This window comes from Rhodopseudomonas sp. BAL398 (assembly GCF_033001325.1).
In the GTDB taxonomy this organism is placed as follows: domain Bacteria; phylum Pseudomonadota; class Alphaproteobacteria; order Rhizobiales; family Xanthobacteraceae; genus JARJEH01.
The window spans coordinates 5,601,573-5,614,573 of sequence record NZ_CP133111.1; the positions used below are offsets into that span (position 1 = coordinate 5,601,573).

Genomic DNA, 13,001 nt, shown 5'->3' on the forward strand with positions numbered 1-13,001 from the left:
AACCCCATCCAAAGACAATAATGTATATCAATTCACCCGTGCTAGGTTGTCAAGGCGTGAAGTGCGAGGAGGAATGGTCTGTGGCGAGGTTGAGTCGTGAAGAGAGCCGCGAGCGGACCCGCGCCCTGTTGAGGCGTGCGGCGGCGGCGAACTTCGCCAAATACGGCTTCGAGGGTGCGTCGGTAGATCAGATCTCGGAGGCTGCCGGTTTTTCCCGCGGCGCCTTCTACTCAAACTTCGCCGACAAGGAGGCTATCTTCCTGGACCTACTGGTCCAGCACCTTGAGCACGACATCGATGGGTTTAAGCGCATCGCAGCCGAAAGCCGAACTCTGGAGGAGTTGATTACCGGCCTCACGGCCAGCTACCGGGATCTTGGTCAACGTCCGGACTGGTGTCTGCTCTCCTCGGAGTTCCAACTATATGCATCGAGGGTTGGCCGGCCGGACTCCGAATTCTCCCGAGCCTATGAGGACTTCCGACAGAGGCTTTCCGCTCTCCTCGACGAAGCCTTCCAGAGGTTCGATTTCCGCGGGGAGTTGAGCGCGCGTCAATTGGCGAGCGCGATCATCGGCCTCTCCCACGGCCTTGCCCTCGAGCGCGCGGCCTCGAAGGTGAATCTACCCATGGAAGTGACAGGCATGGCAATCCGCGCGTTGCTCTTCGGGGCTGCTGCGAGCAACGCGGGTGTTAGGTAGTCAGGATGATTTTAGGGATTTTCGATGAATTCCGAAATCTGATAGGGCGGCATTGGCACAGGAATTGGCAGGGCATTCTCAACCATCACGCGCCATGTCGCTGGAGTAATTCCAGCAAAACGCTCATCCGCCTCCGGATCGATGGAATAATGTCCTTTCTGGCGATTGCTCAAGGCAGAATTGCCAATCCGACCGTCCTGATCGACGAAATCGAGAAGGCACCGACCCAGTCGGCCTACGGCCGGCTCTGGGACGCGCTTCTCGGATTTCTTGAGCCGGAAACCGCGGAGCGCTACCGCGATCCTGCGCTACAGGCGCCGCTCGACTTGTCAATGGCAGCTCGTCAACGTAGCCGATCCTTCAGGAAGCCAAGCCTGCATGATCATCGGCGGCAGGCCGGAGATGCGCGAGTCCAACGGATGGGTATCGGGAACGAGGTAGTTGCGCGCTGGCTATCGAACTGCCGCCCTTGCATGAACATTCCGAATTGCGGCCATGCAACCAGCGAGCAGGAAACCTTTCTGACGACTATCGGCCGGAACCGAAGCTGGAACGTCGGGTTTACGAACGGAGATGCAAGAGTGGCTGCAGCTATCGGCGGTTTTTGAAATGAGCTCCGAAGAGGGTTTTTGAGATGAGCTCCGAAGAGAACGACAAGAGCGTTGACATCATTCGGATCGGCCATCCGGTTCTCGAGCAGGTGGCGACTTCGGTCACGGAAGCCCAGCGCCGATCACCGGCATTTTTGGAACTGGTCCAGGTGATGCGAGCGACTCTAAAAGGCAAGGGCGTTGGGCTTGCGGCCCCGCAGATTCGCGCCGGCTACCGCCTGTTCGTGATGGAAGATACCGAGGAGAACTGCAGGAACGACCCCGAGGCGGTCCGAAAAGGACGGAAGGCGTTCCCGGAGATCGTGGCGATTAATCCGAGTTGGAAACAGGTTGGAGAAGAAAAGACCAGTTTCCTCGAAGGATGCCTGAGCATTCCGGATTTGCAGGGCAAAGTCGAACGTTGCCGGACCATCGACTGCGAGTGGACCGACATCCATGGGAAGCTGCAACGCGAAACGATGACCGATTGGAAGGCGCGCATTTTTCAGCACGAACACGACCATCTGGAAGGCAAACTTTACGTCGAATATCTCCCATCCGCCCCGACCATAAGATACCCCAGCGATGGCCTTGGCGTTCCAGAAGAGTTGTTGAGGGCGATCGGATCAGCCAGATAGTCCCGTCGCTGGACTTGACGCAAATTCAACACCCGGTCCTTGGCAGGCAAGCCCAGAAGCGAGTCTATAGCGACGCTATATTGCTGCGGAGGCTCTGGATGACGGGCGCGCTTGAATCCACTGCGAGGCTCACGGGTCCGATATTTGCTCCTTCGCTGGTGCTACCCAGACCCGCGACTGGATCCGGGCAGCGCTGAGGAAGCGGCGAAGTGCCGGATTATCATTGCGGGGCGACCAGAACGCGCTGAAGGGCAGCCGCTCATCGAGAATCTCCGCGAAGGTGACGCCGGGATAGTCCATTGCGGCGTCGGCGCTGGTGGTGATCGTTACCCCCAGGCCCAGTCCCACACAGTGGAATGAGTTCGCGAAAACCCTCATCGAAGACTACGACAATGTTTTCACAGACCTACAGTCAAACTCGCGTGCCTTTCCATTGCTCTGGGCATCTGCTTTTAACTCGTACCAACATCCATTCGCATCTGCGCCCATCGTTCCGTTCTGTCCGGACGTCGTCAGAAATCGTAGTGAACATATCAACCGGCGGGAGATGGTGGCGTGCTAAACTATGACGCGAAGGCCCTTTCATCGTGCAGCTCGTACCGACAAACACCGCGAGTGCGAAGATAATCGTCCAGCTCCGATGCCGATAGGAACTGGATTAGCTGCAAAGCCATTTCACGGCGGCTGTCCTTGTGGACGAACATCGACATGTCGATGTTCAGGCTCATGTCGGGCGGAAAAATTGCGACCGGCGCGACGCCGGGGGCAGCGATGATTCGCGACAGTGGAGCGATGGCGTATTGCACCAGGCCCTGCGCGGCGGCGATCGGCGGCTCCGCGGCGCCCATCGGGCGAAGACGATCGCGGAGTTGCTCTTGCAGGCCCAGCAGTTCAATGGCGCGCAAGAAGGTCTTCCCGCTGGTGCCGATCGACGTGTAGGCGATCGATTCCGCATCCGCCAGAAGCTCGTAGATAGTCTCCCGCGTCCTCACGATCTCCCCCGGTTCGGATCCGACCGCTCCGATCGCCAGCGGTACGCGTCCGAACGGAACGTGGATATCCGAATGGATGCGGCCTCGTGCGATCATCTCGTCCACAAACCAGGGATTGCTCAATCCGACATCGAAATCCTCGCCGTCGATGACACGCCTGGCGACCGCGGGATTCACGTCGTAATTCACCTCAACTGCGATCCCGGATTGACGCGTGAATTGCGGAACCAACGCCTCGATCTCGGCCTGCACAGCCACGGCGCAGATGAAGGTCAGTTTGTCGTCGGTTGTCATGGCGATTATTTCCTCCGATTCATCTCGACGCTGTGGGACTTCAGCGCCCGGCTCGCGGTGAGTTCACGTCTCTCACCGAGTGCGGCCGACGCCGGCCCCCGTTTTCTATCGTGGATTTCTGATGAAATTCACGATCGCTTTGCCCAGCCGGTCATCGGATGTGCCGATGTGAGCTATGGCGGACGAATGATTGTGTCCGGGCAACCACATCATCGGCGGCGACTTGCGCTTTGCTTGCGCGAGTCGGAACACCAACTCGGCACAATAGACGTCGATCAGGGGGTTCTCGAATTCCGCCCAGGCGACGAAGGTCGCAACGCTGTCGCGATCGATGTGATGCACCGGTGAAAGCTCCTCGAAGCGAGAAGCGTCGGTGCCGTAATATTGTTCGACCCGCTTGGCGTTCGGGTTCTCCGCGAGATTGTCGATTCTCACCCGGCCGCTCACGACGATCATGCCCGCGAGCGCCCGTGCGGGCGTGGAGAACGCCGGATCATAGGCGTAGCTTCCGGCGTGCGCCGCGCCGGCCGAATGGGACATCAGGAACACACGGGCAGGATCGAAGCCGTATTCATGAGCGTGCGCGCGAGCCCAATCGACGGCGGCCGCGATGTCCTGGGTTGCGCCGGGATAGGCCGCGTGCGTAGCCAGCCGATATCCGACATTGATGGCCGCGATTCCGCGCTGGGCAAGGTAGTACAGCACGTTGGAGTAGATCTGCTCGGTGCGGTTGCGGTGACCGCTGACAAATGCACCGCCATGCACGAACAGGACAACGGGTGGCGTATCGACCTTTGCGGTCGGCAGAAACACATCGAGGTGCTGTCGCTCATGCGAACCGTAGGGGATGTCGCGATGCACGTGCACGCCGGCCCGGGACGCCAGTTTCAGAACCTCCGAAAATTCCGCGATCATGATATCGACGTGTCCCCGGGTGTCATCGGGCCATTTTGGGCCGAGTTCGGCCATCATCGCGCGCAGCGGCGCGGGAATATCGGGCAAATCAAGATCGTCGTGCGCAGATAGGGAAGGCCGCTGGAGAGATACCGCGTCTGACATCGGAGCGCTCGTTCAAGAGGGATCGGCAGCAGGAGCAGTGAGACCAATAACTCATTAAAGGTCCCAAAAACTGTAAGCATGTAGCCATAATGATGAGCTTTATCGTGTTACGCAATATGAATGAGTGAACCAATCAAATAGAATGTTGACAGTCGAGCGATCTGGCAATTACACTCCTTGAAAATCGCCGCGGGCCAGCCGTGCCCTTCGCGCGCACGCCTAGGGCGAAACCAAGGGAGGCAGCCATGTTGGAGACGGACGTCCTGGTCGTTGGGGCCGGACCGGTCGGATTGACGACGTCGATCGCGCTGTCGCAGCACGGCGTCAGACATGTCGTCGTGGAGCGTCATCCTGGCACTTCCGTCGCGCCGAAGGCGCGCGGCATCAATGCGCGAACCATGGAAATGTATCGGCAGATGGGTGTCGAGGACGACATCCGTGCCGCGGGGATGCCCTCCCGGTTCGGCGGCATGATTCTGTGGGCCGAAAGCCTTGCCGGCAAAGAGATCAACCGTCTTGCGCCCAACCGGAGATCCGCGACGGGGCAGGCGATTTCGCCGGTGACAAATTGCGGCTGCTCGCAGGACGTGCTGGAGCCGGTCCTGCGCCGTCATGCGGAAGCCTTGGCGCCGAGTTGTATCAAATTCAACACCGAACTCTGCGATTTGCGTGAAGAGGGAGGTCGCGTCACCGGCGTGCTGAAGGGGCCGACGAGCGACGTGACCAATGCATTCCGGGCGCGCTATGTGATCGCCGCAGATGGCACGCGAAGTTTCGTCCGGGACGCGCTCGGGATCGGCAGGACTGGCGAAAAGGACATTTACGACTCGGTGAACGTGCACTTTCGCGCGGACCTCCGGCCGTGGGTCGAGGATCGGCCTGCCTCCCTATATTTGATCGAGCAGCCGGAGCTGCGGGCGACATTTCTGACCGTCAACGGCGCCGATCGTTGGGGCTTTTTGGTTCACAGCCTGAGCGCCTATGACTTCACCAAGCAGAATCTCACGCCGGAGCGCTGTATCGAGTTGGTCCGCCGGGCCGTCGGTGTCCAGGACCTTGCGGTTGAGATCCTCGGCATCAATTTCTGGAACTGCTCGGCGATGGTCGCGGACAGCTTCCGCAGCGGCAATGTCTTTCTGGTCGGCGATGCCGCGCATGAGACCACCCCCAGCGGCGGCTTTGGCATGAACCTCGGCGTGCAGGACGCGCAGAATCTGGCCTGGAAGATCGCGGCGGTGTTGCGCGGTGAGGCCGCGCCGTCGCTTCTCGACAGCTACGAAGCCGAGCGGCGGCCTCATGCTCTCGAGGTCGTTCACGCCACGCTGTTGAATATGCAGAGTTTCGACCGCACCAAGCGTCAAGCCGAGGCGCGGCTGCCGCGAAAGGAATTTCTCAACGAGCGCGGCCTGATTTTCGGGGCGCAATACCAGTCCGGAGCCGTCGTGCCCGATGGCTCGGAGCCGCCGGCCGTGAGCGATCCGGTCACCGAATATCTGCCGTCCGGCTATCCGGGATGCCGCGCCCCCCACGTCTGGATTGAGGAGAATGGTGAGCGGCGTTCGACGATCGATCTCTTCGGGCGCGGCTTCGTGTTGTTAGCTGCCGCTGGCGGCGCGGCGTGGCGATCGGCGGCCCGTCAACACGGCCTGCCGCCGATCGATATCCGAGTTCTGGGCGACGACATCGTCGACGTCGATCAGTCGTGGATGACGACCTACGGGGTCGGGGAAGGTGGCGCCGTTCTCGTCCGCCCGGACGGCTACATCGGCTGGCGAGCCGCGTCGATGCCCGCCAATCCCGAGCGCGCGTTGGCGGATGCGTTCGGTCAGATCTTCGACCGCGCCCTCCTGCAGCGGGCGGTGTAGCCAATGGACTCGGAAATCGAACCCGCGCTGATTCTGCCCGCAAGCCCGGTGTCGCTTGATCTCGATCCGGCGAAACTCGAGCGCGCCTGCGACATCGTCGAGTCCCATATCGCCGGCGATTTCCAGCCGGGCGCGCAGCTTGCCGTCGCACGGCATGGCCGGCTTGCGCTGTACCGCAATTTCGGCCGCGCCACTGTCGAGCCCGCGCGCCGGGTCGATGAGCAAACGCTGTTTCCACTGTTTTCAAACACCAAAGTCATCACCGCGGCGGCGGTATGGACGCTGGTCGAGGAGGGAAGGCTGCGCTTCTCCGATCGCGTCGCCGACTACATCCCGGGCTTTGCGGCGCACGGCAAGGAGAGCGTGACGGTCGCGCATCTGCTGACCCATCAGGCCGGGTTCCCGGCGGCCGAAGTCGCGCCGGACCGGTTCATGGATGTCGAACGCCTACGACAGGCGGTTTGCGAATTCAAGCTCGAATGGCCGCCGGGGTCGCGCCTCAGCTACCACCGCACGGCCGCCCATTGGGTCATCGCTGTGCTGATCGAGGCGATCACCGGTGCCGACTATCGCGGCGAAATTCGCCGTCGCGTGATCGAGCCGCTGGGGCTCGCCCAGGAGATGTTCCTCGGATTACCTGAGCGCGAGGACCATCGCGCGGCGACAATGTATACACCGAGGGAAGGGGAGGCTTGGCCGCTCGACCCGATGGTCGGCACGCCTCTCTTCAGGCGCGCGGGCATCCCGGGGGGAGGCGGCTATGCGACGGCGCGCGCGATGGCTGTGTTCTACCAGATGATGGCGCTGGGTGGGGTCTGGAACGGCTTTCGCCTGGTGTCGCCGCGGATGATCGACTACGTGACCCGCGACTTTACCGGCGACCTCGTCGACGACTACACCGGCTTCACCATGCATCGCGGCCTCGGCCCGTTTTCCCGCGGCCACTCGCTCACCGTGCGGGGGCTGGGCGCCATCGCGCATCCGCGTACATTCGGACACAGCGGCGTCGGCACGTCCTATTGCTGGGCCGACCCGACCAGCGGCCTGTCATTCGCCTTTCTAAGCAACTGCCGCCGCGACAACGCGTGGCACAACAAGCGCATGGATACGCTGAGTACGCTGATCCACGCTTCGATCCTGGGATGAATGCTCACCGCGTGTCGGCATGCCGCGACGACGGCGTCCGAGAGGGAGGATAGTCGTGACCATCACCATTCCGAATACGCCGGACGTTTCGCAGGCGGAGCGCATCGTCGCGCGCGGCACATGGTACGCGTGGTACGTGGCGTTCATTCTCACCGCGTGTTACACGCTCTCCTTCGTCGATTCCAAGATACCGTTCATCCTGGTGCAGTTGATCAAGAAGGATCTGTCGCTGACGGACACCCAGATGGGCATACTGGCTGGACCGGCCTTCTCTCTGACTTATGCGATCTTCACCATCCCCTTGGCGCGGTTATCTGACCGGTTGAGCCGGAAATATATCATCGCTGGGGCGGTGACGGTCTGGAGTGCATTCACGGCGTCTTGCGGTTTCGCACATTCGTTTGGGTTGTTCATGCTGGGTCGGGTCGGCGTCGCCTTTGGCGAATCGGCGCTCACGCCCGCGGCGCATTCGATCATTGCCGACTACTTTCCCGAACGGCAACGCGCCAAAGTGATTGCGATCTATTTCAGCGGCATCGCCGTGGGCGGCTTTCTGGCGCTGTCGCTCGGCGGATTTCTGGCCGATCGATACGGCTGGCGCTCGGCGATGTACGCCGTCGGCGCGACGGGCCTGGTGCTTTCGCTGCTGATGATCTCGACGGTGCGGGAACCCGCCCGCGAACAGAAAAACCCGTCCCGTAAGCTGTCGGAGGGCAGCCTGGTGGCGCTGTTTGCCCATCCGGCGATCCGAAACACCATCATCGGCGGCACCTTGCTGGGGATGTCGTTCTCAGCGTCCAGCGCCTGGTCGCCGGCCTACATTATGCGCAACTATGGCATGTCGGCCTCGGCCACCGGTGCAAGCCTCGGTGCAATCTCGGGAGTGATCGCCCTTGTTGGCATCCTGCTGGGAGGCTTCATTGCGACCTGGTTCTCTCGCAAGGATGTCCGCTACGGCCACCGATTCCTGGCAGTCGCCTTCTTTGTGGCTGCGCCGTTGAACGTCGCTTCCTTCTTCGTCGACAGCTATCCGATGTTCCTGTTCTTCCATGCCGTGGCCATGTTGCTTGTGATTACCTATCCCGGCCCGACCTACGCGACGATCCAATCGCTGGTGCAGCCGGGGTCGCGCAGTTTCGCCGCGGCCGTCACGCTGTTCTGCATCCAGGGCCTTGGCATTGCATTCGGCGCGTTTTTCGCCGGCTTTCTCAGCGATCAACTGGCGGGTCACTTCGGCCAGAACTCGTTGCGCTGGTCCATTGCTGCGATGTCGCTGTTGTCCATTGCGGCCGCTTTCCACTATTGGATCGCGTCGAACCATATGGGCCACCGTTCGGTCAACACCTGACGAATGTCGTCTTCCGACAGCCTCGGGGGCCCCGAGGCAACAAACATGGCGGCGGCCCATCCGTGGCCAGATCCCGTGGTTGCGCGCCCGAGGGTCGCTGGCCTTCGATCGGCTATTCGAACAGATTGCGCTGCGTGGTCAGAAGGTGATCGCGCATCGCCCGGCCGGCATCGTCGGCGGAGCGCTTGCGCAGCATCTCGCAGATCGTCCGGTGATGGGCGATCGTCTTGCGGCGCTTTTCGGGAGTGATGGTGGAGAGGCGCAACGCCTGCCAGTCGCCTGACGAGCGCGCCTCGTTGAAGGCCAAAACCAAATTGACCAGAACGTCGTTGCGCGTCGCCTTAGCGATCGCCAGATGAAACGCGCCGTCCCACTTGATCCACTCCTCGTCGTCCTTGACCTCAGTGGTCCGTCGCATGCAGGTCTCGATGGCGACGAGATCGGCCTCGCTGCCCTTCACGGCGGCGATGGCCGTCATCGATGGTTCGACGACAAGGCGAGTCTCGAGGACGGACGCCGGACTTCCACGAATGATGCGCTGGTCGATGCTGACTGGTCCGATGGTCCGGCGACCGAGAAAGGTGCCGTTGCGACGCCCCCGCCAGATATGTCCTTCGAGCTCCATTCGGGTGAGCAAATGGCGCAACGCACGTCGGCTGACGCCGAGTTCGGCCGCGAGCTCCCGTTCAGGCGGAAGCTTGTCGCCTTCGGTCAGTTGGTGCTGGGCAATGAAGGCCAGCAACTGGTTGGTCTCGACGGATTCGGATTGATGTTCAGATTTGGTCACTGAGGTCAGGTCCGGTGCGATAGGATTTGAGTGGATGCCAGCCGTTAGCCGTCGTTGACGGGCGATTGACGCTCGACGATGAATAGTACCGCAATCGGCGTTGAAGTTGTCGATTTTTAGTTGCAGCCTCTCGATCGTAGCTGCGTTATCGAGAAGCTCGGCCCGGCGATGCCAACAGCACTTTGCCCTCGCGGATCAGGGTCCTGCAGACGTCCTTGAGCGCGACAACGGCCTCTCGTGTCGCTCGGCTGGCCGGACGTGCGCGCGGCAAGGCGAGGATGCGGTGGGCCTGCATCCAGGGCAATAGCGACGCCGACAGCGTTCCCGCCGACACCTCTTCGTGGATGCCCGAATAGGGCAACAGTCCATATCCCAGCCCCGATGCCACCAGTCGCTTCAACGGAATGCTGCTGTCCACGCGCAACGAAATCGGCACGGATGGGGAAAATTGATTGCGGCTGAGGGGTGCGATCGCGGACGGCAGGCTGTCGAACTGTTTTCGCGTGATCCTGCCGCGCTTCAGCAAAGGGTCGCGGGGCGGGCCAATCAGAAAGACTTGCTCGACGACCAGCGGGTCATAGTCGAGATGATCATTGGGTTGCGGGCCGGTGACAATAGCGACATCCAGCTCGCCGCGGAGAAGGCGGTCGCTCATCACTTCGGTCAGCCCCTCGCTTAGTTCGAGCCGTATCCGCGGAAACCGTTTGCGCAACATGAGCGCGAACGGCACGTAGAAAATTTCGGCCAGGCTCGAGGGCGCGCCGAGTCGCACCGTTCCGCTGGGCTCGCGGTTTTCGGTTCGGACTTCGGCCTTGATATCGTCGATGGTGCCGAGCAACCAGCGTCCGCGCGCCAGCAGGACCTTGCCCGGCTCCGTCACGGTGACGCCGCGGGCGCTGCGTTCCAGCAAGGCGCCGCCGAGCTCGCGCTCGAGTTCCTTGACATGCCGGCTGAGCGCTGATTGCGCGATGTTGAGCACGCTGGCCGCAGCGGCAAATCCGCCGCGCTCGGCGACAGCGACGAAGTAACGAAGTTGCCGCAGGTCCAATTTCGTCTCCATCTCAATTCGCGATGGCAACCATATCAAACATATTCTTGTGAGATAGCAAGAAAATGGCACCATCTTACCAAAATACGAAGGGGAGGGAGACGCGCATGACTAGCGCCGTTGTTGACGCACGCCAGACGACCGTATTCATCGCCGGCGGGGGCCCCGTGGGGCTCGCGATGGCGCTGCTTCTCGACAGGTTCGGGATTGATTGCGTTGCGGTCGAGAAGAGTGCCACAACCACCGATCATCCTAAGTCGCGCGGCTGTTGGGTACGTACCATGGAGATCTTCCGGCAATGGGGGATCGAATCCGCGATCCGCGACCGCGGCCTGCAAGAAAATTCGGACGTGTTCGTGTACCTCGACAGTATTGCGGGGAGCGAGTTTGGCCGCACAAGGCCAGAGCCGAACGTCGGGCACACCCCGGCGTGGAAGTGCCTGGTCGCCCAGGATGCGGTCGAGGAAGAGATTCTCCGCGTGGTCGAGCGATCGAACCACGCCACCGTGTTGTTCAACACCGCATGCGAGTCATTCGAGGAGACCAACAGCGGGGTCCGGATCAGGACGCGATGCGAGAAGACGGGGGACATCATCGAGTGGAGTGCGGCTTATTTGATCGCCGCCGATGGCGCGGGCAGCCAGACCCGCCGCAGCGCGGGCATCGAGATGGTGGGACCAGCTACGCTGGCGGTGATGTCGAACGAATATTGGCGGGCCGACCTGTCGCGCCTGCCGATCGCCCGTGAGGCCGCCGGCTTCATGGTGATCCCGGACAAGCCCGGCCTGCCCCGCGCTGGCATCCTCAACACCAACGGCCGGGACCGCTGGTTGACGGTGACGCAGATCGGGCTGACCAAGGACGACCGCGAGCGGCCCTGGACCGATCAGGAATTCATCGAGATCGCGCGCGGCCATGTTGGAATTCCAGATCTCGACGTGACGCTCCTCAACCGTTCGATCTGGCGCGTCAGCATGCAGGTGGCCGAGAGGTTCCGCAGCGGCCGGGTATTCCTGGTCGGCGATTGCGCCCATCGCTTTCCGCCTACCGGCGGGTTCGGCCTGAATTCCGGGGTGCAGGACGCGCACAATCTGGCCTGGAAGCTGGCCTTTGTCCTCAAGGGCTGGGCCGGCGATCGTCTGCTCGACAGCTATTCCAGTGAGCGGCGGCCGGTCGCTCAATCCAACGCCAGCTTCAGCTTTGGCAACCGGGAGCGGATCGGCTTCACCGACGATGCGGTGCGGTCGCGGAATCCGGATCGGATCCGGTTCTGGATCAACGATATGGACAATCATCTGCACAGTATCGGCCAGAATCTCGGGCAGGTCTACGAAGACGGCGCGGTGATTCACGACGGCACCGTCGCCAAGGCGCTGAACTCCCGTTACTACACGCCGACCGATCGCCCCGGCGCGCGCTTTCCTCACATATGGCTCGATCCATCGCGCAGACATTCGACGCTGGACTGGTTCGACAAGGAGTTCGCCGTCGTCACCGGGCCGCTCGGCACGGAATGGCTTGAAGCCGGCCGGCAGGTTTCCAATCAGTCCGGCGTGCCGCTGTCGTTGAAACAATTGCCGGCGGCCGACCCTGCGGCCGGGTTCGAACTCGGAATGCGCGGCGCGGCCTTGGTGCGTCCCGATGGCTATGTGGCATGGCGGATGCCGTGGCTGCCGTCGGATCCGGCAAAGGAACTCGCCGGCGCTCTGTCGACATTGCTGCACTAATGGAGCTTCCGATGCAATTCTTCGAAGCCCAGGGCGTGGCGACGGCCTATCGGGTCTCCGGCCGTGGCGTGCCGATCGTGCTGCTGCATGGTGGCGAGGCCGATCATGCGATGTTCGATGACCTTGCGAGTGCGTTGAACGATCACTTCACGGTCATCGCCTATGATCAGCGCGATTCCGGTGTCACGCGAAATCCGTCGTCGCCCTATTCGCTGGCCGATCTGGCCGACGATGTTGCCGCGCTGATCTGCGGCCTCGGCCACGATCGAATCCATGTGATGGGGACGTCGCTCGGCGGCCTCATCGCGCAGGCGCTGGCGGCGCGGCATCCGGATCGGATCGACCGGTTGATACTCAGCAGCACCTGGAAGATCGACAGGGGGCCGCTCGAGGTCAATCCGGACGCGTTCCGTGCGCTGGCCGCATATCGCTCCGACGTGGCCACCCATGCTCCGAAGATCGCCGAATACTTCTTTCCCCCGGAATGCCTGCGCCGGCGGCCGGAATTGATCGAGATCTTCCGCGGCACCAGCCGCGACGACGGACAAAAGGCCCGCCGCGCCGCGCTGCTGACTAAGCCGGTTGCGGCGGATTTGTCGGCCTTCGATCGGCCGACGCTGTTGCTGGCCGGAAGCGCGGATCGCCTGATTCCCAATTCAGAGACATTTGCGATCGGCTCCGATCTGAAGCGTGCACAGACGCGCGTGATCGAGCAAGTCGGCCATGTGTCGGCCATCGAAGCGCCGGAACGGGTGGCACAGGCGATCGTCGCCTTTCTGAATCCAACCACGGCGACTGAATAATAACAG

13 protein-coding genes are annotated in these 13,001 nt (G+C 61.9%); 8 read left to right on the forward strand and 5 right to left on the reverse strand.

What is annotated here, in order from left to right; genetic code table 11:
* Positions 1 to 20: 20 nt before the first annotated feature.
* From RBJ75_RS26380 to RBJ75_RS26390, 3 genes are all read left to right on the forward strand, one after another.
* Complete coding sequence (locus tag RBJ75_RS26380; protein ID WP_317528561.1) at positions 21 to 698, forward strand: TetR/AcrR family transcriptional regulator; 678 nt, start codon at positions 21 to 23, stop codon at positions 696 to 698.
* 149 nt (positions 699 to 847) lie between these two features.
* A complete protein-coding gene (locus tag RBJ75_RS26385) occupies positions 848 to 1,306 on the forward strand; it encodes a hypothetical protein (RefSeq protein ID WP_044407240.1) in 459 nt (152 codons plus the stop codon).
* A 26-nt stretch (positions 1,307 to 1,332) separates the two neighbouring features.
* Positions 1,333 to 1,926 (forward strand): peptide deformylase, encoded by a 594-nt coding sequence (locus RBJ75_RS26390; protein ID WP_052628843.1) that lies wholly within the window; start codon positions 1,333 to 1,335, stop codon positions 1,924 to 1,926.
* Positions 1,927 to 2,055: 129 nt separating this feature from the next.
* Here the strand turns inward: RBJ75_RS26390 and RBJ75_RS26395 are convergent, their stop codons facing one another.
* From RBJ75_RS26395 to RBJ75_RS26405, 3 genes are all read right to left on the reverse strand, one after another.
* Positions 2,056 to 2,274 carry a hypothetical protein gene (locus RBJ75_RS26395; RefSeq protein WP_210165448.1) on the reverse strand — a complete coding sequence of 73 codons (219 nt, stop codon included), beginning with the start codon at positions 2,272 to 2,274 and terminating at the stop codon, positions 2,056 to 2,058.
* A gap of 215 nt (positions 2,275 to 2,489) precedes the next feature.
* A complete protein-coding gene (locus RBJ75_RS26400) occupies positions 2,490 to 3,212 on the reverse strand; it encodes a substrate-binding domain-containing protein (protein WP_044407246.1) in 723 nt (240 codons plus the stop codon).
* Between the two features lie 105 nt (positions 3,213 to 3,317).
* Positions 3,318 to 4,271, reverse strand: a complete 954-nt coding sequence (locus tag RBJ75_RS26405; RefSeq protein ID WP_080900911.1) for an alpha/beta hydrolase — start codon at positions 4,269 to 4,271, stop codon at positions 3,318 to 3,320.
* Positions 4,272 to 4,516: 245 nt separating this feature from the next.
* On the opposite strand from RBJ75_RS26405, the gene RBJ75_RS26410 reads away from it, so the two are divergent.
* The 3 genes from RBJ75_RS26410 to RBJ75_RS26420 are packed head-to-tail and all read left to right on the forward strand — an operon-like array spanning position 4,517 to position 8,630.
* Positions 4,517 to 6,136, forward strand: coding sequence for an FAD-dependent monooxygenase (locus RBJ75_RS26410; protein ID WP_044407248.1), 1,620 nt, complete (start codon positions 4,517 to 4,519; stop codon positions 6,134 to 6,136).
* Positions 6,137 to 6,139: 3 nt separating this feature from the next.
* A complete protein-coding gene (locus RBJ75_RS26415; RefSeq protein ID WP_044407251.1) occupies positions 6,140 to 7,282 on the forward strand; it encodes a serine hydrolase domain-containing protein in 1,143 nt (380 codons plus the stop codon).
* A 55-nt stretch (positions 7,283 to 7,337) separates the two neighbouring features.
* Positions 7,338 to 8,630 carry a spinster family MFS transporter gene (locus RBJ75_RS26420; RefSeq protein ID WP_044407254.1) on the forward strand — a complete coding sequence of 431 codons (1,293 nt, stop codon included), beginning with the start codon at positions 7,338 to 7,340 and terminating at the stop codon, positions 8,628 to 8,630.
* 112 nt (positions 8,631 to 8,742) lie between these two features.
* Here RBJ75_RS26420 and RBJ75_RS26425 read toward each other — a convergent pair whose 3' ends face one another.
* Both RBJ75_RS26425 and RBJ75_RS26430 read right to left on the reverse strand, forming a co-directional pair.
* Positions 8,743 to 9,417, reverse strand: coding sequence for a FadR/GntR family transcriptional regulator (locus RBJ75_RS26425; RefSeq protein WP_044407256.1), 675 nt, complete (start codon positions 9,415 to 9,417; stop codon positions 8,743 to 8,745).
* A gap of 145 nt (positions 9,418 to 9,562) precedes the next feature.
* Positions 9,563 to 10,465 (reverse strand): LysR family transcriptional regulator, encoded by a 903-nt coding sequence (locus tag RBJ75_RS26430; RefSeq protein WP_317528562.1) that lies wholly within the window; start codon positions 10,463 to 10,465, stop codon positions 9,563 to 9,565.
* 107 nt (positions 10,466 to 10,572) lie between these two features.
* Between RBJ75_RS26430 and RBJ75_RS26435 the strand changes: the two genes are divergently transcribed.
* Together RBJ75_RS26435 and RBJ75_RS26440 are read left to right on the forward strand one after the other, a co-directional pair.
* Positions 10,573 to 12,192, forward strand: coding sequence for an FAD-dependent monooxygenase (locus tag RBJ75_RS26435; RefSeq protein WP_044407259.1), 1,620 nt, complete (start codon positions 10,573 to 10,575; stop codon positions 12,190 to 12,192).
* Between the two features lie 11 nt (positions 12,193 to 12,203).
* Entirely contained in the window at positions 12,204 to 12,995 is a 792-nt protein-coding gene (locus tag RBJ75_RS26440) for an alpha/beta fold hydrolase (RefSeq protein ID WP_160297921.1), read from the forward strand.
* The last annotated feature ends 6 nt before the right edge of the window (positions 12,996 to 13,001 follow it).